Below are 26,457 nucleotides of genomic sequence, written 5' to 3'. Positions count from 1 at the left end.
ACCCGCACAGTTCGGGCACATCGGGTGCGGAGGGACGATCAGTCATTCGAACCATCTGAATTCGAAGCTCGCCGCTGCCATATGCGATACGCGAACCATGCCAAATTTATCAACCCAAGCAACCCGTCGATCGGGATTATCCATGATCGAATCTCCACTCTCCCGGCGACGCCCAACATCCACCATGCAAAGAAGACCCAAAAGCTAACTTGCGCGGCGAGCAAAACTGAGTTCTTTCCGTCCGTACTCACTGATCTCACCCCTCGAACATCAATTCGATCGCGCCGAAGATGGCGGTCTTGGCGCATGTTCACAACGTTGTCGTGTCCGGTCAGGAGGATTGTTTGCAGATCCCAAAGTAAAAGAGATCCCCATGAATGAAGGGACGCTTAGGATGGACTGCCCGTGGCCCGGAATGGCCGCTCTGTTGGCGGCAGTCGACCGTTAGCTTCGCGAGGCTCAGGCAGCCGCTCCTGTCAGAACCGGTCGTTCACGACGGTATGTACGAACGGCATAGTTTGGGCCGGGAGATCTCGCTCCGACGCCACGGGTAGGGCTGACAAACCCGCCATTCTCTGGCCAAATTTCGCCAGTCAAATGCTACCAGTCGGTCATCAGGTCAGTGGAGTTCTTAACGGCGAAAAATGGAGGATAGCGGTCGATCCATTTCCAAGATCTACAACGACCAATTCCAGATTATAGCTTCAATTATTTGCGCACTAAGGCGCGATTTGAAATGTTTTGAGCTCGTCCATCAGAGCTAAACCAAAACGCTAGATAGTCGTCTGCTTACCATCGCGCGCCAGACGCAAAAGCAAAGTGCCAGAAGCAATGTTCCCGCCGAAACGCCGATCACGAAACTATAGTCAACGTTGGGGATGACAAACGGCAGCAGGCCGATCGCTAGTGCAGGCGGCAGGTGAAGATCGAACAATCGAAGCACCATGATCCCGAACAGGACAGTTGCCGCCGCCGCCAGAGGATTGCTCCCCCAGGTCACGACAAGAACCAGCCCCATGCCCGCTGTCAGCGAGCAGAGGATGGGAAGGGTAAAAGGGCGCTGTGCCCAGGGGCATGCTTGCGCGTGGGCAAACATCTCAAAGGCGATGACGACAAGCGGCGGAAACAATAGAAAGCGCCATCCCGTTGCCTGCACCAAGGCCAGCGCGATCACCAGAAAAGCCAGGAAAAACGGCACCCAGGACCAGTCTTTGGGCGCTGCTTGGAGCGTTTCATCGCGATTCCGCGATGAAACAGCGCTGGCAGGCGAAACCACAAGGCAACGCCAGAGCGGCGACAGCAAGGCCAGCGTGCCCAAACCTAACAACAGCGAGGGCGCATAAAGGGTGCTCCTGATCCCGAGCGTCAGCGGGAATAGCCCGGCTGACATGGCAGGCGCGATTGGAGATTTGAGCGCCGCGATCATGGCAATGGCGATCCCCACCGTCAGCAGCACCGACACCGGGCCATAATCGAGATGCCGCGTCACCAGCGTACCGACCGCGCCGACCAGCAGCGGCGTCGCCACCAGCATGACCGGCGCCCTTGCCCATGGCCCATAAGGCGCCTTGAAAATGCCATAGGCCAGCGCGGCGAGTTCAGGAAACATCAGCGAGGGCATCGCCGCCTTGTCCGCCACATAGGCGACCAGCAGGATGAAGACGATCGTCGGCAGATCGCTGATGATGAAGCTGCGGGCCGTCACGTTGGACATGATGTGTGTCCACGCCGGCCGTTTACGGATCCGTTCCACGCTGAATATTCCGATCTGATAGATTTGACTTGAGCGGCGGCCTTATGGGCCGACCTGTGTCATGCCCGCCCTGATCTCGGCCATGTCGCGTGAGCCGATACCCCAATGTTCGGGCGCCACTTCGGTCAGGATGATCCTGACGGCATCCTCCGGCACAGCCAGAATGCCGACGGTGACCTCGGCGATGGCCTTGATAAAGGCTTTCTTCTGTTCTGGGGTGCGACCGGTCAGCATATGCACATGAATGGCGGGCATCGTTTTGTCCTTCGTTCGGAGAGTGATGCGCGGACCATGCGGCAGGACGAGGCGGGAGCGTATGGCCGGGCGGATCAAAGCGATGACCGTGCGGATCAGAATGCGGGCGTGCTTCAGATCTGGTTCGTGGAGGAAAGTCGCGGTCAGGAGTACGATTGGGGGCTAGCCTGCTGCCGATTACCCTTCCATATGCACGCGATCGCCTGTGCGCTGAGCTGCACGATGAGGAGAGCCGCTGACAAAGCCGCCATTCCCGGTCATGCAACGGCACGCTGAAAACTGCTGTCCATTCAGCATCATGAGAGCAGGAGAAAGGCCTCCAGTTCACTGATAGCTTCCCGGTCCGCCAGCATCGCCAGCGCATCTGGTGATGCCAGAGGCAGGGGCGGACCCAAGCCGCAATCCAGCCCCAACCTAACTGCCATGTCCACATAGGCCTCGCGGCTGCCGGCGACGGCGTGATCCATGCCGAGATGCCGCAAGATCGCCGCACCATGGCGGGAGGGCATCGTTTCGCCTGGCAGAGTCACAACGGGCAGCCCCCATGCCAGTGCCTCGATCAGGGAGTTGCACCCCGACCAGCCAAGGCTGTCGAGCATGATATCCGCGCAGCCCATCGCCGCGCGATAGTCATGTTGCGCCATGCGCGGCAGGATGATGCAATAATCCTCGGCGTTCAGCCCCTTCGCCCGGAAGGCGGCTGCCAGCCTCTCGCGGAAGCTGAGCGTGAGGGACGAACTGCCAGGAAAGGCGATGAAGACGAAGCAGGCCCGAGGCACGCGCAAGGCGATGGCGGGGAAGACATCGTCATCGCCCGGCCGATATTTGTAAGGGGACTGGCCGCTCCAATAGATCACGGCATCCTCGGGCAGGCCCAGCGCGGTGCGATCTGTGGTTGCCGGTGGCAGGGCCGGAGGCGCGAAAGGGCTCGACAGGCCGGGTAGACGCACCAGCCTTTCGGCATAGCGCAGATCGCCGTCCTCAGGCTCCATGGCCTCGCTGCTGAGGAAAGCGTCGATGGTGGGATAGCCGCTGGTTACAGGATGCCCCCAGGAGGCATATTGGCGCGGCGCCAGTCGCATCGCCGCAAGGCGCGCGACCATCGGGTCCATGCCGATTTCGGGATAGATCAGAACATGGGGCCGATCTCGCGCGATGGCCTCACGCCAGTCCCCGGTCGAGCGCGGGCCTTGCGTGAAATGCTCGAACAGGGCCCTTGCGCGCGCTGTTTCGGCATCGCATTCGGCGCTGGTGTGATAGGCAAAGAGGTCGAAGCGCGCCCGGTCCAGCCCCTCGACCCAACCTCTTGTGGGGATCTGCCAGACCGAATGGGCCCGGATATGGCCGCAGACGATGCCAACTCGCAGGCGCTCCCCGGCCCGCACCGGTTCGGCAAGCGGCGTGGCAGGAAAGGCTGCAGCCATGACGCGGCACACCAGCCGGCCATAACGGCGTTGCAGGGCAACGTCGTTATGGCCGTGATAGGCCAGATAGAAAGGCTGGGCCGCGCCGACGCCGGGTGCCAGTGCCGCCGGGCCAACCTCATCGGCATAGGCTTCAAGTTCGCCAAGCGCCTGCTCGTAGGCGGCGCGGTTGCGATCGATCTGCGCCTCATCCTCATGAAACGGAGGCAGATGCGCCATACATAGCGCAAAGCGGGCGGCGGCCAGATCGGGCGCGCGGTCGATCAGCGCTTGCAACAGGCTGATCGCCTCCGGCGTGCGTGCCTGATCCTTGCGCACAACGGCCAGATTGTAGAGCGCATCGTTAAAGCCGGGCACCATGGCCAGGGCGCGCTCGAAAGCGTCTCCCGCCTCGTCGATCCGGTCCTGCATCTTGAGCGCGATGCCCAGCGTGTTGCACAGGCCCGCATCCTCGCCCGGTGTCAAGGCGGCCCGGCACAGGGCTTCAGCCTCTGCAAAATCCCCCAGTGCATTATGGATAACCGCCAGATTGCCAATGAAATCCCGGTTACCCGGCGCCAGTTCGATGGCCCTGAGCGCATGAGGCAAAGCGGCCTCGACCATGCCAAGACCATGCAATGTGCTCGCCAGTGCGCCGTGCGCCGCCGGATGGTCGGGCGCGCAGAGGGTGGCATGACGAAGAAAGGGCAGAGCAGCCTCACCAAGGCCCTGCCGTGTGAGAAGCAATCCCAGCCTGAGCAGGGCCTCCACCGATGCGGGAGAGATGGCCAGAAGCTGCCGATAGACGTGCTCGGCCTCGCTGCCACGCCCCGCACGTTCATGGATGGCAGCCAGCAGCAGAGAGGAAACTTCCCCATGCCCGACAGCCAGGGCGCGTTGCAGCATGTCCACGGCCTGCCCGTCGCGCCCGGCCCGGCCCGCCAGCAATCCGCCGAGATGAAGGCTGGGGCCGTGGTCGGCCTGTATCGCCAGCGCCTGCTCCACAAGATGCATGGCGTCGGCCTCATTGCGCAAGCGCAGGCATTCGCGGGCCTGGGCGTAGAGATTGTCAGCCATGCTCATCATCAGGGCTTAGCTCTCGACCATCTTCAGGGTGATGTCCACGCCTTGACATCCTGCCCCCTGTGGCAAGCCATCTTCAGCAGGCCGCGCGATGCCGCGCCGCACAAGAGGGTTGCGAAGGCTGGGAAATTATGAAAAAACCTCTGCAAGGCAACCACTGCACCGACGCATGGCCATGCCTCCATCTGTTTCATGATATGTCAAGCGGCAAGGACGCCATCAATCCGGTTCACAAGAACCATGGTTGGTGGCGGTTTTTATTGCTGCGCCCCAAGGATCACAAAAGAACAATCAAGACAAACACACAGTCATAAAATCGGTTCAGCAAAAACAAGAACGACACATGAGGAATTCATTGCATGAGCGCCGCATTCTCCCCCCGCTCCACGCCCTTGCCCTTTGTTGCCGGTTCGATTGCCGCCGCGCTCTTCGCCTGCGAAGCAATGCCCGCTCTGGCACAGGATGCGCCAGCCGATACCCCCGACCGGATCCTCGTCAAGGGACAGCCCACAACCGGCTACAAGGTGGATGAGCCCGCGCTGGCCAAGCTGACCCAACCGGTGATCGACACCCCGCAGATGATCGCCATCACCGGACGGCAAGAGATCGAGGATCGCGCCGCCACCAGCCTGTCCGATGTGTTCCGCAATTCATCGGGCATCGCCATGGGAGCAGGCGAATCGAGCTGGCAGGGCACCAACCTGACGCTGCGCGGCTTCAATGCCCGCAACGACATGTATCTGGACGGCATGCGCGATTTCGGCAGCTACACCCGTGATCCCTTCGACCTGGAGGAGGTCGAGGTGTTGCAGGGCCCTTCCTCCATCCTGTTCGGGCGCGGATCGACCGGTGGCGTGGTCAATCAGGTCAGCAAGGCGCCGACGCTGAAGGGCTTCCTCAAGGCCGAGGGCACGGGCGGCACCGACAGCATGCTGCGCGGCACCGTCGATCTCGACGCGCCGGTCAAGGCACTGGGCGAAGGCACGGCCTTTCGCCTGAATGTGATGGGCCATTCACAGGAGGTAACGGGTCGGGATCAGGTGCAGTACCGCCGCTTCGGCGTGGCGCCCAGCATCGCTTTCGGGCTTGGCACCGCCAACCGCCTGACACTCAGCTATCTGCATCAAAGCGAGGATGACGTCCCCGATTACGGCCTGCCCTATCTGCTGGGCAGTCCGGCCCCGGTGGCGCGCAGCAATTACTATGGCTTTGGCAGCGATTTCCTGAAGACATGGGCCGATGTGCTAACCGCCAAATACGAACATGACTTTTCCGCCAATGTCACCCTGCGTGATCAGATCCGCTACGCCTCCTATGAACGCAGGTGGCGCGATACCGAGCCCCAGACGATCACCACCGGCGTGACCGCGGCGACGCCTCTCGCCAACATCCAGGTCACGCGCGCCTTGCAGGGCGGCCACAGCCGGGAAACCATGCTGCAGAACCAGATGGACCTGCTGGCCCGTTTCAAAACCGGCGGCATCGAGCACAATCTGGCGGCAGGCTGGGAAATCGGGCCGGAAAGCTCCAAGCCGACCTATGACAATGGGATCAACATGCCCGCCGCCTCGCTGCTCTCGCCCAATGAGAGCCAGGCCTTCACCGGCACCGAATTCCCGCGCGTTTCGGTATCGACCACAGCCTTCACCCTGGGCGCCTATCTGATCGACACCATCAAGCTGGGCAGCCACTGGCAGGTGTCGGGCGGGGTGCGCTGGGATCGCTTCGATTCCCATTACGTGGCGCAATATTACTCGAACGTGGCCGCCACGCTGGGCCAGCCCACCACCAGCCAGAATGTGCATGAGGTGGACAGCAAGCCAAGCTGGCGCGGCAGCCTCGTCTACAAGCCGGTGCCCAATGGCACGGTCTATTTCGACTATTCGACCTCGTTCAACCCCTCGGCCGAGGCGCTTTCACAGATCACGGCGGTGCGTTCGCTCAACACCGGCAACATCGGCCTGAAGCCGGAGGAAAACGAGACCTTCGAACTGGGCACGAAATGGAACCTGCTGGCCAATGCCCTGCAGCTCCAGACGGCGGTCTTTCGCGAGGACAAGACCAATGCCCGCGTTCCTGATCCCACCAATGCGGCGGCCAACATTCTGGCGGGGGATCAGCGCGTCGATGGCGGCGAGATCGAGATTGCCGGCAACATCACCAAAGCATGGCAGTTCAACGCCAGCTACACCCATCTGATCGGCAAGACGGTCCGCTCGGTGACGGGCGGCCCGGCAGTGGGATCGCCGCTGTTCAACGTGCCGCGTGACAGTCTGGCGTTATGGAGCAGCTATCAGTTGACCCATCGCCTGCAGATCGGCGGGGGCATGAACTATCAGTCGCGACGCTTTGCCTCACCGACCACCACGCCATGGACCAGCATTCCGGGCTACACCACCTTCGATGCCATGGCCAAATATCAGTTGAGCGATCACATCCGTTTCCAGGTCAATGTGAAGAACCTGACCGACAAATATTACTACGACCAGTTGCACGGCTTCCACGTCATCCCCGGCGAAGGACGCACGGCTCTGTTCACGCTGGCCTTCACCGGGTAGGACGACGCCCATGCCGCTGCTCATCCCCGATGTCCTGACCGTCCAAGAGGTCGCGCAAGCACGCGTGGCGCTTGCCGGGGCGGCGTGGGTGGATGGGCGCGGCACCGCCGGGCACCTGTCGATGGGGGTGAAGCACAACACCCAGCTCCATTGGCAGGATCCGGTGGCGGTGGAGCTGGGCGCAGTGATCACGGCCAGGCTGGAGCGTCATCCGATGTTCCTGTCCGCCGCCCTGCCCCATGCCATCCTGCCGCCCTTGTTCAACCGCTACACCGGTGGAGGCCATTACGGCCCGCATATCGATGGCGCGATCCGGCAAATCGATGGCACTAGGCGCCATATCCGCACCGACCTGTCACTGACCCTCGCGCTCAGCGATCCACAGGATTATGACGGCGGCGAACTGGTGATCGCGGACCATCTGGGCGAGCGGACGATCAAACTGCCCGCCGGTCATGCCGTTCTCTATCCGGCCAGCAGCATCCATCACGTCACGCCGGTGACGCGCGGGGAACGTTTGGCCGCCTTCACCTGGGTGCAGAGCATGGTGCGCGGGCAAGAGGAGCGTGACCAGCTCTTCGATCTGGACCTTGCCATTCAGCAATTGCCTGACGGGCCCGGCCTTCAGGCGAGCCGGCTGCGTTTCACCAATCTTTATCACAATTTGCTGCGCCGCTGGGCCGAACTTTAGGGTGAGTGCCGCTGACAATCCAGCCATTGAAGGCCTCAGGCCAGCCTGCCCTAGGTTGCCCTCCATTTATGGGAAGCGGCAGCCGTTTGAGGACTCCAAGAGCTCGATCTGCAAAAAGCCGCCTGACCAGATCCGATAACATTGCCGTCATTGAATTTCTGATTACCCCTGACCTCTCTGCAAACGCAATGAGGCATCCATGGATGCCCATCTCGGACAACGCGTGGCTGAGTTGACCCGCCGTTTCAACAGCGTCCCGGCATGAAGTTATGACCGCCGGACCGGCACCTCTATTGGGCGCCGGTCAGGCCCCAGGATCAGCCACATCACGCTGCCTTGAAAGCCGACACTGCTTCACATGGCCAAAGGCGATCAGGCCGTATGTCAATTACCCCGCAATGATGCTGGCAAAGAGATCGGGGTCAACATTCGCCCCCGAGACAACGACCACCGTGGCCCCGTCTCCCCGAGGCGCCAATCCTGCCAATGCCGCAGCCAGAGCCGCCGCGCCGCCGGGTTCGACCACCAGCTTCATCGACTGGAACGCAAAGCGCATGGCCGCACGAACCTGATCGTCACTGACCACAAGACCTCCCGACAAAAGCGCCTTGTTGATCGGAAAGGTCAAAGATCCGGGACTGGGGGCCAGCAGAGCGTCGCAGATGGAATGGGCGCCGGGCAGCACTGCCTCCCTGCGCCCGCTCGCCAGAGAGCGGGCAGTATCGTCAAAAGCTTCGGGCTCGACGCTATAGATGTCGATGTGAGGGGCGGTGTCCTTGATCGCCGTAGCGATCCCGCCGACCAACCCGCCGCCGCCGCAACATGCCAGAACCCGCCCGATGGTGGCACCGATCTCGCTTGCCTGTTCCAGGATTTCCAGTCCGATCGTGCCCTGTCCGGCGATGACGAAGGGGTCATCGAAAGAGGGCACCAGAACCGCGCCGCGTTCATCCGCCAATGCTGTCGCGATCTCCTCACGCGATTGCGTATGGCGATCGTAGGTGATGATCTGCGCCCCCAAGGCCCGCGTGTTGGCGAGTTTGACCGCCGGGGCATCGGCGGGCATCACGATCGTCGCCTGAATGCCCAGCAGGCGCGCCGCTGCCGCCACGCCCTGCGCGTGATTGCCGGAAGACCAGGCAACCACCCCGGCTGCCCGCTCTTGGGACGAAAGGCGCGACAGCCGGTTGTAAGCCCCTCGAAATTTGAACGCCCCGGTGTGCTGAGCGCCCTCGAACTTCACCAGCACGCGATGCCCCACCCTCTCGCTGAGCGGCATGAATTCCAGCAGCGGTGTGCGAACGGCAACTCCGCGAATCTGCGCGGCGGCATCGCGGACGTCGGCTGCGGTAATGGCGAGATCGGTCATAGTCTGATGTCCTGTGCAATCATGCTTCGAATGCGGCGATCAAATGCCGCGCAATGTATAGGTCCTGCAGGGCGATGCCCGAGCTGTCGAAGACGGTGATCTGATCTTCATGCGTCCGCCCAGCCTTCTGGCCGGAGAGCACCTCGCCAAGGGCGGTGATGCGGGCCTTGGCGCCGGCAGCATGCTGGAACTCACCCAATCTCACCGCCTGCGCGGGCAGATCGCAAAACAGGGATGCGCGCTCGAACAAGGCAGGCGGCAATTCCTGCTTGCCCACCGCATCCGACCCCATGCTGGCGACATGTGTGCCGGGGCGCACCCAATCGGCTTCGAACAAGGGTGCACGCGACGGCGTGGCGGTCACGATGATATCGGCCTGCGCGCAAGCCTCCCGCGCCCCGGCGACCTCTGCGGTCAGGCCGTGCGTCCGCAGCTTGACCGCGAAGGCCTCGGCCTTGACCGTATCGCGCGCCACCACAAGAACCCGCCGGATGGGGCGGACACGGGCCACAGCCAGGCATTCATACAAAGCCTGATGCCCCGCCCCGAACACCGTCAGCGTGCTGGCATCGGCCCGCGCCAGAGCATCGGCCGCCACGGCATCGGCGGCGGCGGTACGATAGGCATTGACCTGCCCTGCCTCGATCACCCAGGCGATCCGCCCCACCGTCTGGTCGAACAGCATAATCGTGGAATTGTGGCGTGGCAGGCCAGCCTGGCTGTTGCCCGGCCAGTAGGAGCCGACCTTCAGCCCAGCCACATCCGCCGTGGCGCCGGACTTGATCGAAAAGCGGTTCTGCGGATCCGATCCATGCGCTGCCACGGCGGGGAAGACCGTGGCTTCTTGGGTTACTGCGGCGATCAGGGCCTCCCGCGCGGCCAGAAAAGCCAGATCATGGCTGATCAATGCGGCGGATTGCTCTTCGGATATGAACTTCATGGGCTGTGCCTCCCTACCAACCGCGAAATCGCGGCCATACGGCCAGCGGGCCACCGTCAGCGGGCAGAACGGTGTAAGCGTCGAACTGTGCCCCCGTCGCGCAGGCATGGTTGGGCAGGATGCGCAGCACGGTCCCGACCGGCAGATCGGGCAGAGGTTCCACGCTGCCTGGGCGCAAGGCAATGATGCCATGCTCCTGATTGGCCGCTTCAACGATCAGATTGTCATAGGGGCGGCCATCGGCATCGCAGACAACGCCATAGCCCTGATCGACCGCCTGCCCCTGCGTGCCCCGATCGCGCGACAGCGCCATCCATCCCGCATCGCACAGCACCCAGCCCTTGTCAGCCTGATGCCCGATCACCGTCGTCAACACCGAAAGCGCAAGATCATCGAGGGTGCAGACGCCGATCCCCGCCATCACCAAATCGAAGAAGGTGAAAACACCGGCGCGCACTTCAGTCACGCCATCGAGGTTGCGGGCGAAATGGGCCGTGGGTGTCGATCCGACGCTGATCACCGGGCACGGCAAACCCGCTGCGCGCAGATGCTGCGCCGCTGTCACCACCGCAAGCCGCTCCTGCTCGGCAAAGGCTTCCAATTCGGCGATGCTACGCGCGCTGTAGCTTTCACCCGCATGAGTCATCACGCCGCGCAGACTGGCGCCGCCCTCTTCAAGAATACGACCGATCGTCGCGAGTTGCTCATCGTCCGGTTTCAGGCCCGAGCGGTGGCCATCGCAGTCGATCTCAAGCAGGACGGGGATCGCGGCGGCCCCCGACGCTGCGGCCACCGCCTGGGCCTGTTCGACCGAATCCAGAATAATCGCCAGATCGCAGCCGCGCGCCCTGAGCGCCTGCACCCGCTCAAGCCGATGCGGCGCGATGCCCACGGCATAGAGAATATCGGTCACGCCGGTCTCGAACAGCGCCTCGGCTTCCCGCAGCGTCGACACGGTGGCCGGGCCATGGCCGTCGGTCAGCAACTGCCGGGCGACATCGATCGACTTGGCGGTCTTGATATGCGGCCGCAGCACCACGCCAAAGGGCGCAAGGCGCTGGCGCAACCGGGCAATGTTGCGCCGCATCCGTGCCTCGTCGAGGATCAGATCGGGCGTTGGGCGGCCTGCGAGACGCATTGCATTCGATGGGAGTGAAGGCGACATGGATGGCTCCTTTTCACAACCTGTATATACAGCTTTGATAAAGCTGTCCACTCACTCCAATCGGCGCTAAAACAGGATCATGACGCAAGACACGCCAGCCAAGGGCATGCGGGCCCGTATCGCCGATCATGTCATCGCCCGAATCACCTCAGGCGAATGGCAGGCGGGTGAACGCATCCCCTCTGAGAGCGCGTTGACCGCCAGTTTCGGGGTCAGCCGCATGACGGTGCATCACGCCCTGCGCGACCTGACAACACGGGGCTTTCTGGTTCGCCGCAGCGGCTCGGGAACCTATGTCGCCGAACCGGGGGCCTATGTCGCGGAATATGGCCATCTGGACATCATCGAGGAGATTGTGGCGCGCGGAGGACGCCATCGCGCGGAAGTCCTTCGGCGCGACTTACGTCCGGCCACGCCCGTGGAAGCCGAGGCCTTTGCCATGGCGGCGGGGCAGCCGATCTTCCACGCGCAAATCCTGCATTACGAAGACGGCAAGCCTCTTGAATTGGAGGACCGGCTCATTGCACCTGCCTTCTTGCCCGACGCCATGGCCATCGATCTGTCGGCGCAGACGCTGTTCTCACGCCTGATGCTGGTGCGCCCGCATCGCGAGGGAAGTGAAAGCGTGTGTGCTGTGATGGGATCACGCGAGGAAAGAACTTTGCTCCAGATGGACAGTGACATCCCTTGCCTCAAGGTATCCCGCAAAACATGGTGCTCCGAAGGCGTCGTTACCGTCGCAAGCATGCTCCGCCCAGGTGATCGGGCGCGCATGGATGGTCGCATCCGAAGCATGGTCGGTTTGGTTCAGGACCATTGAGGCTAACAAGGCTGTCGCTCTGATCCGCATAGCCCCAACCAGAAACCGGTCGCTCATTCAGCCCGCTGCAACAGGCGTTCCAGACAACACCAGCCTCGCCTCAGCTGTAATTCTTGACCTCAGGCCACAAGGTGCCCAGCGGGGTGCGCAGCCCCCGGCACAAGGCGATCACCTTCCCGTTTTCCGAGGCCATGGCGTAAGGCGAATAGGTCTCACCCAGAATCTGAGTGTCGCGGCAATAGGGGCGCAGCCGCTCGACATGATTTTGCACGACCAGCAAATCGATGGGATTCTGCCCGCGCAAACCCCAGAGGAAATATTGATTATGCCCGCTCAGCACCGGCGGCAAGCCCTGCGGCCCGGCGTAGAGGTCGAGCGAGGCGGCTTCGCCGTAATTGTCGACCTTGATCCCGGTCTGTCCGCGCTGGCTGGCGGGGATGCGATGCCATGCCGCCATGACCTGCACAGAAAAATCATGCCAGCCTAACTGATCGGCGAACACCTGCGGCAGGACCGTGCCCCGGAAGCTGCGCTCCTGCTGCTGGGGTGCGATGCCTAGCCGCGTGACATAGGCAACCAGCAAGGGTGGCGGCAGCACCGGCAACGCAATGGGCGAAAGCAGCAGTGACACCACCGCTGCCATGCCCGCGCCGATCACCGCCACACTGTGCTGCTTCGGGGTCTGCACCCAATGCGCGATGGTACAACCGCCCAGCACGAACAATGTGGGATAGCATGCCGCCAGATAGTAATCCTTGCCATGGCCCAGCCGGGTGAGAATGAAGACCACCATGCAGGCGATCGGCAAGAAGCGCAGATCTTTGAATTTCGGCATGAGGAAAGGCCCGAGCAGCCCGGCGATCCAGACTGGCGCCAGCAGCGGGTTCATCACGAATATCTGGTTGAGCAGGAAAGAGCCCAGAGGCGTATCGGCATTCTTCTCCTTGGCCGCATGCATCAGTTCAAGGAAGGGCAAGCCATGCGCCATCTGCCACAGGAAGGAGGGGGCAGCGATCATCCCGGCCAGAACCAGCCCTAGCCACAGCGCCGGACGCAACAGCACGCGCCGCTGCGGGGTCGCCAGCAGGCCGATGGTCAGACCCGCCGCCCAGAAAGGGACGGCATATTTCACCTGAAGATCAAACCCAGCTACCAGCCCCGCCGCGATCAGAAAGCGATCCTTGCCCTGCCGGATGGCGCACACCAGACACCAGGCGATCGCTGTCCACGCGAGTGGATCGAAGGACGTCGTGCTCAGAACCGCGCTCAGCCCCAGCAGCATGGGGGCGATGCAGATGGCCAGCGTGGCAAGAACAATGCCCAGACGGCTTGCCCCCAATGTTTGGGAAAACCGCAGAGCCAGAAGTGCCATTCCGCCCGCCGCGAACGCGACCGGCAGACGCACGCCAAAAGCCCCCAGCCCGAGCTTGTAGAAGGCAGCGGCAATCAACGGAACAAGCGGCGGCTGGTCGGCATAGCCGAAAGCGGGATGTTGCCCACAGACAATGAAATAGAGTTCGTCGCGAAACAGATCGTAGCGCGCACCCATCGCGGCATGGAACAGGGTAACGATAACCACAAGGCTCAGCGCTATGCGAGCCGTTACGATCGGAGCTTCGGTTGCCTCATGCTTCATGGCCGGCTCTATCCCTCTTTCCATGAACGATATCTGGGAAGCTGTGTTGCAATGATAATACACGGCAATATGCCGAAAGCAAACGGCTCCAAGCCTAGCCTCCGCTTGGGCCTTAAATTTAGCCAGAAGCAACAGGACATGATCGACAACCACCGCCCTGCCCGATCTCATGCTGCGTCTGCGCCGGCTGACAAAGCGGACGTCCCAAGCCCAAGGCCAGCTCACTGAGAACTGCCATTTGTTCATTCAGAATTCTACTGACTTTCCTTGCGGAAAATCATTCATAGGGTGTCAGTTGCCCGAGCGAACTACCTCTCTGACTGAGATCGAACACCGTGTCCCTCGCAAAGTTCTGTCTCCCGACGACGCAATTTCTGCCCTCGCGTTTTGCCAGATAGAGGAGGCTGTCGGCACGGGCCATCGAGACGGAGATCTCTTCGCCTTCCTTCATGAGTGTCACACCGAAACTCGCTGAGAACTGGCTTTCCTGTGCTTCCCACGGCCAATCTTGGCTCTGGAATGCCCGCCGCATTGCCTCGGCGGCCGAGAGGCCAGCCTCCAGCGTGACATCGCTCAGAAGCACCGCAAACTCCTCGCCGCCAAGCCGGATCACGCGCGCTCCGGCACCAGACTGGCTCTTCAGAAGCGCGCCAAACCGGGCGATGACGATATCCCCGAAGGCATGCCCAAAGCGATCGTTGATACCTTTGAAGTGATCGATATCAGCCAGCACGATCGCGGTTGAGCCCGATATCAGGCGCCTGCCCGCGGGGGAAGCGAGCAACGCTTCCATGCCCCGCCGGTTCAGGACATTCGTCAAGGGATCGATATGCGCGTGCTTGCGATATTTCTCGATGAAATCCGAACTGGTGGAGATCATCACCGCAAAGGCAAGAATGATGCTGCCGAGCAGCCCGGTATATTGGACGAGGTTCCCCCACACTGAGGAGCGCCACGCACCCACGACCGCGCCCGTATCGGGCACTGAAAGATAGAGGATGCACTGGAAGGTCATCGCCATGGAAAGGAACAGGAAGGTGCCGGCCAGGATGCGATCGGCAGTCGACCTGATCGATTGCAGATAGGCGATCGTCGTGCGCCAGAGAATGACATTGCAGCATGTCTGAACGAAGAACGTCTCAAGTCGGACGCTTTTGAACAGCAACAGCGATGTGACGATCATCACCGAAGCCGCCATCACCGCGGCGATTTCCAGCGGCAGGAAATTTTCAATCCCCTTGCGGCCATTGAGTGCCCTGCAAGCGAGGATGACGCCAAGCAAAATGCAATTATCCTCAATGATCTGCTTGATCGGCCAGATTTCAGGGCTCTGAAACAGCATCATGGCAAAACCGATGCCCAGGCTGCACAGCGAATAACCCCATAGCGCGGTCCCGAAACCCATCACATCGGCAGCGATAAATCCTGCCCCGCACAACAGGATAGCGATCGGAACAGACCAATCGAGCAAGCTTATCGGCATGGGAGCAACCAGATGGTTCCAGAGCCTTTTACGGCGGCTGTTTCCGGAGAATGAGGGGATTTCAGGGCTAGGAGCACCCCGTTAACAATTCGTTTACACCATCAGATTGGTGAGCAGCCAGCCACTTTTACCCGGCCACTCTGGCCCGGAAACGCCGAGATGCCTTATCTCGCCCTATTCATTCAATTTTTAGGCAGCCAATAGCCTCACCAAAGACTCTTTGACAAAAGCCCTTCCAGCCAATCGGCAAAAGCCAGCACTCTGCGGGGCCGATCACGGCGGCGGGGAAACAGCAAATGTGCGGGCATCGGTTCGGCCGGATAGGCTGGCAGCACTTCAGTCAAAGTACCAGCCGCCAACTCGGCCCTCACATCATAGGCCGGGATCTGGAGCAGGCCCAGCCCCGCCACGCAGGCAGCAATGGCGGCCTCCGCGCTGTTGACCGTCACCCGCCCCCTCACCCGCCGACTGCGCAATTTTCCGCCTTCCAGCCATTCGAAGGGTTCGACACGCCCCGTGGTCGGTGAGGCAAAGAGCACCATGTGATAGCCGTCCAGATCGGCAGGGGTCTGCGGCACGCCATGGCGCGCCAGATAGACGGGGCTGGCGACATTGATAAAGCCAATCTGCCCGACAGGACGCGCTACCAGCGAGGAATCCACCAACGGCCCCACCCGCAGCACGCAATCAAGCGCATCCTCGATCAGATTGGCGGCACGATCACTCACGCCCAGAATGATATCGACACCGGGATGCAGATCCAGAAATTCGGGCAAGGCCGGGGCGACGATCAGGCGACCGATCCGCCCCGGCATATCGACATGCACGCGCCCCGTCAGGGCCTGATCATCCTGCCGGAACAGGCCTTCGGCATCTTCCACCTGCGCGATGACGGTGAGGCTGCGCTCATAAAACAGCAGGCCATCCTGTGTGGGCGCGATCTTGCGCGTCGTGCGATGCAGCAGCCTCGTGCCAAGCCGCGCCTCCAGATCCCGCACCGCCAGCGAGACTGAGGAACGCGGCAGGCCGAGCTGGTCGGCCGCACGGGTGAAGCTGGCGCAATCCACCACGCGGCAGAAGATGCGAAAGAGGTCAATCCTGTCCATGGCGATTGTTTGGATTATCCGACATGTGAACTCATGTACGCATTATTTATCCAGCTTGCGTGAACAGAGAAAGTGCGGAGTCTCAATTGGAGACCCGATCATGACTGACCATTCCATCACCGGCAAAGCCGTGCTTATCGCCGGCGGCGCGAAAAATCTGGGCGGCTTGCTGGCCACCGACCTTGCGCGGCAGGGCGCGCGCGCCGTGGCCGTCCACTACAACAGCGACGCCGCCCGTGCCGAAGCCGATGAGACGCTGGCCGCCATCGCGGCGGCGGGCGCCAAAGGCTTCGCCTTTCAGGCCGATCTGACCACGGCATCGGCCATGGAAACGCTGTTCGAGCAGGCCAAGGCGGCGATGGGCGGCATCGATATCGCGGTCAACACGGTGGGCAAGGTTCTGAAAAAGCCGATGGTGGAGATCACCGAGCAAGAGTTCGACGCGATGAGCGCGGTCAATTCCAAATCGGCCTTCTTCTTCCTCAAGGAAGCGGGCAAGCACCTCAATGACCATGGCAAGGTCTGCACGCTGGTGACCTCGCTGCTGGGGGCCTACACGCCCTATTACGCCTCTTATGCCGGGACCAAGGCTCCGGTGGAGCATTACACGCGCGCAGCCTCCAAGGAGTTTGGCGAGCGCGGCATCTCGGTGACCGCGATCGGCCCCGGCCCGATGGACACGCCTTTCTTCTATCCCGCCGAGGGCGCCGATGCGGTGGCCTATCACAAGAGCGCGGCGGCGCTCTCGCCCTTCAGCAAGACCGGGCTCACCGATATTGCGGACATCGTGCCCTGGATCCGCTTTCTGGTCACCGATGGCTGGTGGATGACCGGGCAGACCATCCTGGTCAATGGCGGCTACACCACCAAGTGATCGGGCAAGTGACCGGGCCGATGATGCCAGCCGCTGTGCGGTTGTGAAGATGCCCCCGCTGCGCATAGAGGAAAGCGTAGCGGGGGCGATCGGCCCTCGCTTCCGGTCACACCCAAAAGATACAGTCCGCACCCCAGCCACATTTATCAATATATACACCAACTCGCGCTAAAAATGATCCTCCGGAATCGGGAGGTGCCATGGCGAACACCAATCTCTACGCGCATCTTTCGGCCCAGGGGGAGCCTGCCATCGGCCAGGCCACCGCGCACAAACTGCCAGGTGCCCATCCCCTGGCCATTCCAACGGTTGCCGGCCTTTTTCTCCTGGCCCATGTGCTCGGGATCATATTGTTTCCGCGCCGCGCCGACGTCATCTCAATCAGCTTTCAGGTCACAGCCCCCCTCCTGGCCGCGCTCGCCTGCTTTTTGCGAAGGCGGGAAGGCTATGCGCAAGGGTGGTGCGCTCTGGCTCTGGCCCTGATCTTCTGGTCTGCCGGACTATCGATCAACATCCTTGAACTGGTCGGCCTGCCAAATCCGGAGCCGGGACCGAGCATCAGCGTTCTGCTCGCCGTACTCTATGGCGTACCGATCCTTTTCATCGTCGCCAGCCCGGCTGCGGAAGCCCTGTCGGTAAGGGTTGTCGATGCGGCTCTGGCCCTTGCTCTGGGCGCGCTGTTCTTCATTCACAGCTTCACCTTTTCCAGCACCGGCGCGTCAAACTCCAGCGACGTGCTCAATATTCTGGCGGGCTTCGATGCCGAAAATCTGCTGATTGTCCTCTTTGCCGCCATCCGCTTCGCCTCAAGCCGTGATCGGCAGGAACGAGAGTTTTTTGGGGCTCTGGCCGTTTACGCGCTGCTCTACTTTCTGGCTGCCGGATATATGAATCATGCGCAGCATGATACGCCCTATGGCGGCCTGACGGATCTGCTGATCGACGTGCCCTTCCTCTTTCTCATGGCAAAAGCAGCGCATGCGAACCTCGGCTTCCGGCTGAATTATAGCCTGTCCGTTCGGCAGGAGCGGTTTGTGCTGGCTGCAAGTCCGCTGATGCTTCCGGCCATGTTGCTCACCGTGTCGGCGATCGTTTTCCGGGCCAATCCCGCCTGGGCCATTGCGGGCGTGGCCATGGCGACACTGGGATCGGGCTTCCGCAATGTGCTCACCCATATGCGCAATCTTGAGGAGAGGGATCGCCTCGAACAGCTTGCCCAGATCGATACGTTGACCGCCCTGCCGAACCGCCGATGCTTTGACAACAGGTTCCGGATCGAGTGGTCGCGCGCCTGGCGGTCGAGGACGGCGCTGGCCGTGCTGATGCTCGACATCGATCACTTCAAGATGCTCAACGACGGGCTTGGCCATGCCGAGGGTGATCGCTGCCTTCGCGCCGTCGCCGACGCCCTGGGCAGCTGCGCCACGCGCGCCTCGGATCTTGTTGCCAGATATGGCGGTGAGGAGTTTGTCGCCATCCTTCCCTCCGCCAGCCCCGAACAGGCCATGCAATTTGCGGAATTGCTTGGCCAGACGGTCCATGCCCTCAATCTGCCTTCTCCAAGCCCGAAAGGCCGCGTGACGATCAGCGTCGGCGTTGGCCATGCCGAGCATGTCGAACAGGTTGATCCCGATACGCTCCTCAAGGCGGCGGACGACGCCCTTTATGCAGCCAAGCACGCGGGGCGAAACACACAACAGATCAGGCTCATCTGAGTTCGCTGACAAAACCGACCGTCATGGCCTTCGGACTGAACGTCAACAGCAGCCGTTTGTTCACCTCTGTCACCGGAGTTCCAATCGAACGACCTCATGACGGAAACGACGGACGCCTTTTGTAAATGTTCACAAATCCAAGAGCCGCGTCGCTTGTATCCATCCGATGTGTGCCGCTGCGACGGGCTCAGAGATCCTGCATGAAAGCTGAGCGGCGGAGATCGAGAAGATCCTCCAGGCAATCCAGGTCGCTTCACGTAAATGCGGTGAACGTGCCGCTCTGGCGCTCAGTGATCTGCCAGCAGATGCTCGCTTCCTTCCCTCGGCCGATGCGCGGCAAGGCACGACAGCACCGAGGCCGCCACCAGCATGATCGCCAATCCTTCAAACATCGTCGGCCAGCGCTGCTCCCACAGGAAACCGTACAGCAGGGCAAAAAGTGTTTCGAACAGGATCATCTGCCCCACCATCGTCAAGGGCAGAAGCCGCGACATTCGGTTCCACAACCCATTGCCGATAATGGAGGAGAACAGCGCAATGCCAGTGCACAAGCCAGCGAAGGTCAGCCACTCATGCCGCCCCTGGGACACGCCCTCCAGAAGCAGCGCGGGCGGGATCAGCAACAGAGCTTGAGCGCCGGTCATCACCCCGATCAACAGGCTCCAGTCATGGCCGGAAAAGCCATCCAGCCGTGCGAGCCAGCGGCTGTTGCCCACCGCGAAACCCGTCCATGAGATCAACGCGCCCACCGCGCAGGCAAAGCCGCTCACCTGCGTGAGGAATGAGGCGCTGCCGGCCCGCCCCAAAGATTCCCACGCGATGCAGGCAATCCCCGCCATGCTCAGCACCAACGAAGGCATCAACTTGGGCAGCGGCACCGCACCCTTGCTGCGGCTGCCGATGATGGTGACGGTCACCGGCAGAAAGCCGATCACCAGAGAGGTCATGGCCACGCCACCCAATTGCACCGCACTGGCCAGCAGCACGTAATAGAGGATGTTGCCCAGCAGGCTCAGCCAGGCCAGCGCAATCCATTCCGCGCGCCCCAACGCGGGAGCGATCCGGCGCCAATGCGGCGCCAGCAACGCCAGCGCGAACACCCCGTAAGCCAGATAGCGCCCCGCCGACAATTGCAGCGGCCCAAAGTGATTCGCGACATCGGGCACGACGAAGACCAGGCCCCAGAAAGCCCCCGCCGCCATGCCGAAGGCCAAGCCCAAAGGGATGTTTTTCGCTGACATTCTTCTCTCCGGCGCGCCCCGCGAAACCCTTGGTTCCGGGCGAATCAAAATGCGTTGCAAGCCCTATAGACGGAATGCCTTCTTTCAGTCTATGTTGTGTCTACAGTTTGTATTTCGACTCAGGTCGCAGTCACAGCCGCTCCAAAGCGGCGGCATGGAAAAGCAGCTCTTCACGAGCAGCGGAGAGGCAGTTATGAAAGCGCCAGACATGATCGAAGCTGACGCGTCCCTTGACCAACCTTTGGACCGCAAGACTGTCCTGAACGACAGCTTGCGCCGGCGGATCCTGAGCATGGAACTGGCGCCCGGCGCGGTCGTCGACGAACTCGCCCTGTGCGACGAGTTCGGCCTCTCGCGCCCGCCGGTGCGCGAACTGCTGCGGCAGATCGCCGCCGAGGGCTACATCGAACTGGAAGCCAACCGTGCGCCGCGCGTCGCGGCCATGAGCCACGACTCGCTGCACGCCTTCTTTCTCGCCGCGCCGCTGATCTACATCGCCACCACGCAACTGGCGGCCACCCATGCCAGCGAAGCGGAGATCGAGACGCTCAAGGCGATCCAGGAAGATTTCCGCAAGGCCATCGAAGAGAGGCATGTGGAAAACCGCGTCATCCACAACGACGCCTTCCACCTGGAGATCGGCAGGATGGCCCACAACGACTACCTCATGCCGAGCCTGCGCCGCTTGCTGATCGACCATGCGCGGCTGGGCAAAATCTTCTACCGCCATCCGACCACCGACGACATGCAACGCGACCTGGAACTCGCCTGCGACCAGCACGACCAGATCGTCGATGCCATCCAGCGGCGCGATCCGGATGCGGCGGCGGACATCGTCCGCGCGCATTTCGAGCTGTCGCGCCGGCGCATGGCCGAGTACGCGGCGCCTGAAGGGCTGGACATCCAACTGACCTGATCGGTCGGCGCCCCACTCCGCGCCTCAACTGGTCCCGCCCCGAAACTCGGAGGCCGTGGCACCCGAGGGGGTCGTTACGCGGGTTCCAGTCACAAGAGTGCCTGTCCCTGCGATGACGAAAGTAACCCACCTTCCGGCCGACGACCGTTCCTGCGGCTGGTATCACCTCAGCCCGCCGCGGCGGCCGAAGCCGGCCCACTACGGCAGGAGCGCCGCCCGTTGGGTGGTGGTCGGCGCCGGCTTCACCGGCCTCGCCGCCGCGCGCCAGCTGGCGCTGCATTTTCCCGACGAGGAGATCGTCCTGGTCGAGGCCCAGGAAGTCGGCTTCGGTACCGCCGGGCGCAACGCCGGCTTCGCCATCGACCTGCCCCACGACATCGGCGCAGACGACTACATCGGCGACATAGCGACCGCCCGGATCGGCCTGAAGCTCAATCTCGCCGGCCAGTCGCTGCTCCGCGAACAGGTGCAGCGCCATGCCATCGACTGCCAGATGAAGGCCTGCGGCAAGTACCAGGCGGCCGTCGAGGCGCGCGGCGTGGCTGTGCTCGACGCCTACCGGCGCGGCCTCGACCGGCTCGGCCAGGCCTACGAGGTGATCGAGGCGGACGACCTCCCGGGACACATCGGCACCGCTTTCTATCGCAAGGCCCTGTTCACCCCCGGTACCCTGCTGGTGCAGCCCTCGGCCCTGGTCAAGGGCCTGGCCGACAGCCTGCCGGGCAACGTCAGCCTCTACGAACACACACCGATCACCGCCGTGGAATATGGCGACAGGACCCTGCTGAGCCATCCCCACGGCAGCATCCTGGCCGACCGCCTGGTCCTCGCCAACAACGCCTTCGGCATGAGCTTCGGCTTCCTCCAGGGGCGGATGCTGCCGATCTTCACCTACGCCAGCCTGACCCGGCCGCTCGATGCCGAGGAGCAGGCCCGCCTCGGCGGGCGCCCCTACTGGGGCCTGATCCCGGCCGACCCTTACGGCACCACGGTGAGGCGTACCCCGGACAACCGCCTGCTGATCCGCAACAGCTTCAGTTTCAACCCTGACGGACGCAGCGCCGGGAAATACCTTGAGCGCTTCGCCGTACGCCATCGCGCCTCGTTCCGCCAGCGCTTCCCGATGCTCCCGGAAGTCGGCTTCGACTACACCTGGGGCGGCTCGCTGGCGCTGTCGAGGAACCACATGGGGCACTTCGGCGAGCTGGCGCCCAACGTCTATGGCGCCCTGTGCTGCAACGGCCTGGGGGTAACCCGCGGGACCGTCACCGGGAAGCTGCTGGCCGACTGGCTGGCGGGCGAACGCAACGAGCTGATCGACTTCCTGCTGCGCGCGCCCGGTCCCAGCGGCAATCCACCCGAACCACTCCTTTCCCTTGGCGTGAACCTCAACCTGAGGTGGGGGCAGTATCGAGCAGGTAGAGAAAGCTAGGCATCCCTAATAACGGGCCCCCCCCCCCCCCCCTCCATTCAAACCCCCCTTTAAAACCGGAGCTGGAGAGCGTTCCAGCCTCGCGGATTCGCTCGGCCCGAATTCACCGGCAGCGGTTAGAACCAGGAGACAATAATGACAAATCCTACGACCTCGATCGAAGACGTACCCCTCAACGCCTTCCACCGGCTGTTGACCCTGCGCTCCGGCGGCGGCTCCTTCGTCGACGGCTACGTGCTGAGCATCATCGGCGTGGCGATGCTGCAGATGACCGCGGCATTGCAACTGAGCAGTTTCTGGCAGGGCATGATCGCCGCCTCGGCGCTGGTCGGCATCTTCTTCGGCGGTTTCCTCGGCGGCTGGCTGACCGACCGCCTGGGCCGCCGCAGGCTGTTCTTCGTCGGCCCCAGCCTGTTCGTCCTCGCTTCCCTGGCGCAGTACGGGGTCGACTCGGCGGCGGCGCTGTTCGTCCTGCGCTTCCTGATCGGCGTGGCGGTGGGCATCGAGTACCCGGTCGCCACCGCCTTGCTGGTGGAGTTCCTGCCGAAGAAGTATCGCGGACCGCGCCTGGCCACCCTGACCATCCTCTGGTTCGCCGGCGCCGCCTTCGCCTACCTGGTCGGCGACCTGATCCTGCGCAGCGGCGGCGAGGACGCCTGGCGCCTGGTACTGGCCAGCACCGCGGCGATCGGCGCCGTGCTGTTCCTGCTACGCATCGGCACCCCCGAGTCGCCGCGCTGGCTGCTGAGCAAGGGCCGCGACGCGGACGCAGAACGGGTCATCCGCCAGGTCTACGGCGAAGCCTTCTCGCTGGAGAACCTGCCCGAACAGGCGCTGGAACGGAAGGTCACCATCTGGCACCTGCTCTACGCCGGCTACGGCAAGCGCATGCTCTTCGTCACCCTGTTCTGGACCTGCTCGGTGATCCCCGTGTTCGCCGTCTACGCCTTCGCGCCCAAGGTGCTGCTGGCGCTGAACCTGAAGGGCGACTGGGCCTCCTACGGTTCGGTGGCGATCACCCTGCTGTTCGTCATCGGCTGCATCATCGCCACCCGCCTGATCAACCGCATCGGCCGGCGCTGCATGCTGCTGCACAGCTTCCTCTGGTCCGGCCTGGCGCTGCTCGGGCTGGGCGTCTTCCACGCCGGCTCGGAGGCGACCATCCTCGGCCTGTTCGGTGCCTACGCGCTGTTCATCGGCGGCGCCCAGGTGCTGCAACTGGTCTACCCGAACGAACTGTTCCCCACCGAGATCCGCGCCTTCGCGGTCGGCGTCGGCACCTCGTTATCGCGCGTGGGCGCCGCGGTGGGCACCTACCTGGTGCCGCTTTCCCTGGAAACCCTGGGTACCGCCCAGACCATGTACGCCGCCGCGCTGGTGACCCTGCTCGGGCTGCTCGTGACCTGGGCCCTGGCGCCGGAAACCCGTTCGCTGAACCTGCAGCAGGCGGCTTCGCTCACCTGAACCACCCGCCGCGGCAGCGTCCGCCGGGTGCGCCGCGGCCCAGCATCCCACAGGAGGAAACCCCGTGAAATTCGAAGGTATCTATACCCCCGCCATCACCCCGCTGAGCGCCGACGGCAGCATCGACACCCAGGCCTTCGCCGAGGTCCTGGAGTTTCTCGTCGAGTCGAAGGTGCACGGCATCGTGATCGGCGGCTCCACCGGCGAGTACTACGCGCACACCGCCGAGGAACGCCTGGCCCTCGCCGCCCACGCCAGCGAAGTCATCGCCGGGCGCCTGCCGCTGGTGGTGGGAACCGGCGCGATCCGCACCGAGGACTCGCTGGCCTACGCCGAAGCCGCCCGCGCCATCGGCGCCGACGCCATCCTGGTCGGCTCGCCGCCCTACGCGCTGCCGACCTCGCGGGAGATCGCCGAGCACGTGCAGGCGGTGGACCGCGCCGCCGGCCTGCCGATCATGCTCTACAACTATCCGGCGCGGATGGGCGTGGAGATGGACGAGGCGTTCTTCGCCGCCGTCGCCGGCTGCCGCAACATCGTCGCGATCAAGGAAAGCTCCGGCTCCACCGCGCAATTGCACCGCCTGGCCTGCCGCCACCCGCGGATCGCCTTGTCCTGCGGCTGGGACGACCAGGCCCTGGAGTTCTTCGCCTGGGGCGCGCGCAGTTGGGTCTGCGCCGGCTCCAACTTCATCCCTGGCGAACACCTCGCCCTGTACCAGGCCTGCGTGGTCGAGAACGACTTCGCCAAGGGCCGGCGCATCATGGCGGCGATGATGCCGCTGATGGACTTTCTCGAAAGCGGTCACTTCGTCCAGTCGATCAAGCACGGCTGCGAACTGGCCGGCCTGCGCGCCGGCGGCGTACGTGCGCCGCTGAAGGCGCTGGACGAGGCCGGCAAGGCGGCACTGGCGGAGATCGTCGCCAGGCTCAAGGGCGAGGTCGCGCGGATCGTCGAGGGTGGCCGCCATGACTGAGCTGCTGAGCCGGGAGGAATACGCGGCCATCGCCGCGACGCTGGACCTTCCCCAGCGCGCCTTCATCGACGGAGGGTTCCGCGATGCCTGCGGCGGCCGCACCTTCGCCTCGACCAACCCGGCCACCGGCGAGCTGCTGGCGCAGGTCGCCGCCTGCGACGCGGAGGACGTCGGGCACGCCGTGGCCAGCGCGCGGCGGGCGTTCGAGGACGGCCGCTGGCGCTCGCGCACGCCCGCCGAGCGCAAGGCGGCGCTGCTGCGCCTGGCCGAGCTGCTGGAAGAGCACCTGCTGGAACTGGCGGTGATGGAGAGCCTCGACAGCGGCAAGCCGATCCGCGAATGCCAGCACACCGACCTGCCGGAAACCATCAATACCCTGCGCTGGCATGCCGAACTGATCGACAAGATCTACGACAGCACCGCCCCGGTCGGTTCGGCGGCGCTGGCCATGGTGGTGCGCGAGCCGATCGGCGTGGTCGGCCTGGTGCTGCCGTGGAACTTCCCGCTGCTGATGCTCGCCTGGAAGATCGGCCCGGCGCTGGCGGCAGGCTGCTCCGTAGTGGTCAAGCCGGCCCCCGAGACCAGCCTGACCGCCCTGCGCGTCGCCGAACTGGCCAGCCAGGCGGGGATCCCCGCCGGGGTGTTCAACGTGGTCCCCGGCGGCGGCCGCGAGGCCGGCGAACCGCTGGGCCGCCACCCGGACGTGGCGATGGTCAGCTTCACCGGCTCCACCGCGACCGGCCGCCTGTTCCTCAAGTACGCCGCCGAGTCCAACCTCAAGCGGGTGGTACTGGAGTGCGGCGGCAAGAACCCGGCGGTGGTGATGAACGATGTCGAGGACCTCGACCTGGTGGCGCAACACGTGGTCAACGGCGCGTTCTGGAACATGGGCGAGAACTGCTCGGCGTCCTCGCGGCTGATCGTCCACGCCGAGGTCCGCGAGGCGCTGCTCGAACGCATCGGCGCGCAGCTCCGCGAGTGGCGCATGGGCGACCCGCTGGATCCGCGTAATCGCCTCGGCGCGCTGGTCAGCCCGGCGCACTTCGAGAAGGTCCGCGCGTACCTCGACCAGGCCAGGACGGAGCGGTTGGCGGTGCGCTTCGGCGGCGCCACCGAGGCTGGCATCTTCGTCGAGCCGACCGTGGTCGATGGCGTCTCGCCGCACAGCCGGCTGTTCCGCGAGGAAATCTTCGGCCCGCTGCTCTCGGTCACCTCTTTCGACGACATCGACGAAGCCATCGCCCTGGCCAACGACACCGTCTACGGCCTCGCCGCCTCGGCCTACACCGGCAGCCTGCGCCACGCACTGCGCCTGTCGCGGGAGATCCGCGCGGGGATCGTCACCGTCAACTGCTTCGGCGAGGGCGACGCCTCGACGCCCTTCGGCGGCTACAAGGAGTCAGGCTTCGGCGGTCGCGACAAGTCGGTCTGGGCACACGACCAGTACACAGAGTTGAAGACCATCTGGATCGACGCCTCGGCCTGAGATTGAAGGTCTTCCGCCCCTCCCCCAGGGGGCGGAAGGACCCACCGCACACGGGCCATGACGGCCAAAGCCCTGCGCTGCGGGGCACGGG

General features: G+C 63.3%; 20 protein-coding genes. 10 read left to right on the top strand and 10 right to left on the bottom strand.

Annotated features, from left to right (window positions below; genetic code table 11):
* Window positions 1–760: 760 nt before the first annotated feature.
* From ABDW49_RS07975 to ABDW49_RS07965, 3 genes are all read right to left on the bottom strand, one after another.
* Complete coding sequence (locus tag ABDW49_RS07975) at window positions 761–1,714, bottom strand: hypothetical protein (RefSeq protein WP_343611011.1); 954 nt, start codon at window positions 1,712–1,714, stop codon at window positions 761–763.
* 81 nt (window positions 1,715–1,795) lie between these two features.
* Window positions 1,796–2,008, bottom strand: coding sequence for a 2-hydroxymuconate tautomerase family protein (locus ABDW49_RS07970; RefSeq protein ID WP_343611009.1), 213 nt, complete (start codon window positions 2,006–2,008; stop codon window positions 1,796–1,798).
* 296 nt (window positions 2,009–2,304) lie between these two features.
* The gene (locus ABDW49_RS07965) at window positions 2,305–4,497 is read right to left on the bottom strand and encodes a tetratricopeptide repeat protein (protein WP_343611008.1); all 2,193 of its coding nucleotides are present in this window, start codon (window positions 4,495–4,497) and stop codon (window positions 2,305–2,307) included.
* Window positions 4,498–4,853: 356 nt separating this feature from the next.
* On the opposite strand from ABDW49_RS07965, the gene ABDW49_RS07960 reads away from it, so the two are divergent.
* Window positions 4,854–7,052 carry a TonB-dependent siderophore receptor gene (locus ABDW49_RS07960; protein WP_343611007.1) on the top strand — a complete coding sequence of 733 codons (2,199 nt, stop codon included), beginning with the start codon at window positions 4,854–4,856 and terminating at the stop codon, window positions 7,050–7,052.
* A 10-nt stretch (window positions 7,053–7,062) separates the two neighbouring features.
* Window positions 7,063–7,743 carry a Fe2+-dependent dioxygenase gene (locus ABDW49_RS07955; protein ID WP_343611006.1) on the top strand — a complete coding sequence of 227 codons (681 nt, stop codon included), beginning with the start codon at window positions 7,063–7,065 and terminating at the stop codon, window positions 7,741–7,743.
* 388 nt (window positions 7,744–8,131) lie between these two features.
* On the opposite strand, the gene ABDW49_RS07950 is transcribed toward ABDW49_RS07955, so the two are convergent.
* The 3 genes from ABDW49_RS07950 to ABDW49_RS07940 are packed head-to-tail and all read right to left on the bottom strand — an operon-like array spanning window position 8,132 to window position 11,217.
* The gene (locus tag ABDW49_RS07950; protein WP_343611005.1) at window positions 8,132–9,112 is read right to left on the bottom strand and encodes a threonine/serine dehydratase; all 981 of its coding nucleotides are present in this window, start codon (window positions 9,110–9,112) and stop codon (window positions 8,132–8,134) included.
* 19 nt (window positions 9,113–9,131) lie between these two features.
* Window positions 9,132–10,052 carry an ornithine cyclodeaminase family protein gene (locus ABDW49_RS07945; RefSeq protein ID WP_343611004.1) on the bottom strand — a complete coding sequence of 307 codons (921 nt, stop codon included), beginning with the start codon at window positions 10,050–10,052 and terminating at the stop codon, window positions 9,132–9,134.
* 13 nt (window positions 10,053–10,065) lie between these two features.
* Complete coding sequence (locus ABDW49_RS07940; RefSeq protein ID WP_343611003.1) at window positions 10,066–11,217, bottom strand: DSD1 family PLP-dependent enzyme; 1,152 nt, start codon at window positions 11,215–11,217, stop codon at window positions 10,066–10,068.
* 79 nt (window positions 11,218–11,296) lie between these two features.
* Between ABDW49_RS07940 and ABDW49_RS07935 the strand changes: the two genes are divergently transcribed.
* Window positions 11,297–12,037: a UTRA domain-containing protein gene (locus ABDW49_RS07935; protein ID WP_343611002.1), complete on the top strand. Its 741-nt coding sequence runs from the start codon at window positions 11,297–11,299 to the stop codon at window positions 12,035–12,037.
* A gap of 100 nt (window positions 12,038–12,137) precedes the next feature.
* On the opposite strand, the gene ABDW49_RS07930 is transcribed toward ABDW49_RS07935, so the two are convergent.
* The 3 genes from ABDW49_RS07930 to ABDW49_RS07920 form a co-directional block, all read right to left on the bottom strand.
* Complete coding sequence (locus ABDW49_RS07930; RefSeq protein ID WP_343611001.1) at window positions 12,138–13,673, bottom strand: glycosyltransferase family 39 protein; 1,536 nt, start codon at window positions 13,671–13,673, stop codon at window positions 12,138–12,140.
* Between the two features lie 277 nt (window positions 13,674–13,950).
* Window positions 13,951–15,156 (bottom strand): GGDEF domain-containing protein, encoded by a 1,206-nt coding sequence (locus ABDW49_RS07925; protein WP_343611000.1) that lies wholly within the window; start codon window positions 15,154–15,156, stop codon window positions 13,951–13,953.
* 206 nt (window positions 15,157–15,362) lie between these two features.
* A complete protein-coding gene (locus tag ABDW49_RS07920) occupies window positions 15,363–16,262 on the bottom strand; it encodes a LysR family transcriptional regulator (RefSeq protein WP_343610999.1) in 900 nt (299 codons plus the stop codon).
* 100 nt (window positions 16,263–16,362) lie between these two features.
* On the opposite strand from ABDW49_RS07920, the gene ABDW49_RS07915 reads away from it, so the two are divergent.
* On the top strand, window positions 16,363–17,136 hold the full coding sequence (locus tag ABDW49_RS07915; RefSeq protein WP_343610998.1) for an SDR family oxidoreductase: 774 nt from the start codon (window positions 16,363–16,365) through the stop codon (window positions 17,134–17,136).
* Between the two features lie 200 nt (window positions 17,137–17,336).
* A complete protein-coding gene (locus tag ABDW49_RS07910) occupies window positions 17,337–18,851 on the top strand; it encodes a diguanylate cyclase (protein WP_343610995.1) in 1,515 nt (504 codons plus the stop codon).
* Window positions 18,852–19,138: 287 nt separating this feature from the next.
* On the opposite strand, the gene ABDW49_RS07905 is transcribed toward ABDW49_RS07910, so the two are convergent.
* Entirely contained in the window at window positions 19,139–20,092 is a 954-nt protein-coding gene (locus ABDW49_RS07905; protein WP_343610994.1) for a DMT family transporter, read from the bottom strand.
* Between the two features lie 208 nt (window positions 20,093–20,300).
* Here ABDW49_RS07905 and ABDW49_RS07900 point away from each other — a divergent pair, with 208 nt between their 5' ends.
* From ABDW49_RS07900 to ABDW49_RS07880, 5 genes are all read left to right on the top strand, one after another.
* Window positions 20,301–21,008 carry a GntR family transcriptional regulator gene (locus tag ABDW49_RS07900; RefSeq protein ID WP_343610992.1) on the top strand — a complete coding sequence of 236 codons (708 nt, stop codon included), beginning with the start codon at window positions 20,301–20,303 and terminating at the stop codon, window positions 21,006–21,008.
* 112 nt (window positions 21,009–21,120) lie between these two features.
* Window positions 21,121–22,440, top strand: a complete 1,320-nt coding sequence (locus ABDW49_RS07895) for an FAD-binding oxidoreductase (protein WP_003101373.1) — start codon at window positions 21,121–21,123, stop codon at window positions 22,438–22,440.
* A 135-nt stretch (window positions 22,441–22,575) separates the two neighbouring features.
* Window positions 22,576–23,904 (top strand): MFS transporter, encoded by a 1,329-nt coding sequence (locus ABDW49_RS07890; RefSeq protein ID WP_003101374.1) that lies wholly within the window; start codon window positions 22,576–22,578, stop codon window positions 23,902–23,904.
* 64 nt (window positions 23,905–23,968) lie between these two features.
* Window positions 23,969–24,880 carry a dihydrodipicolinate synthase family protein gene (locus ABDW49_RS07885; RefSeq protein ID WP_003121888.1) on the top strand — a complete coding sequence of 304 codons (912 nt, stop codon included), beginning with the start codon at window positions 23,969–23,971 and terminating at the stop codon, window positions 24,878–24,880.
* Window positions 24,873–26,366, top strand: coding sequence for an aldehyde dehydrogenase (locus ABDW49_RS07880; protein ID WP_343610989.1), 1,494 nt, complete (start codon window positions 24,873–24,875; stop codon window positions 26,364–26,366). The genes ABDW49_RS07885 and ABDW49_RS07880 overlap by 8 nt, the downstream gene beginning before the upstream one ends.
* The last annotated feature ends 91 nt before the right edge of the window (window positions 26,367–26,457 follow it).

This window comes from Novosphingobium sp. (genome assembly GCF_039595395.1).
Lineage (GTDB): Bacteria > Pseudomonadota > Alphaproteobacteria > Sphingomonadales > Sphingomonadaceae > Novosphingobium.
Note: the sequence above shows the minus strand (reverse complement) of the source record. Positions and strands in the feature narration are given on the sequence as shown.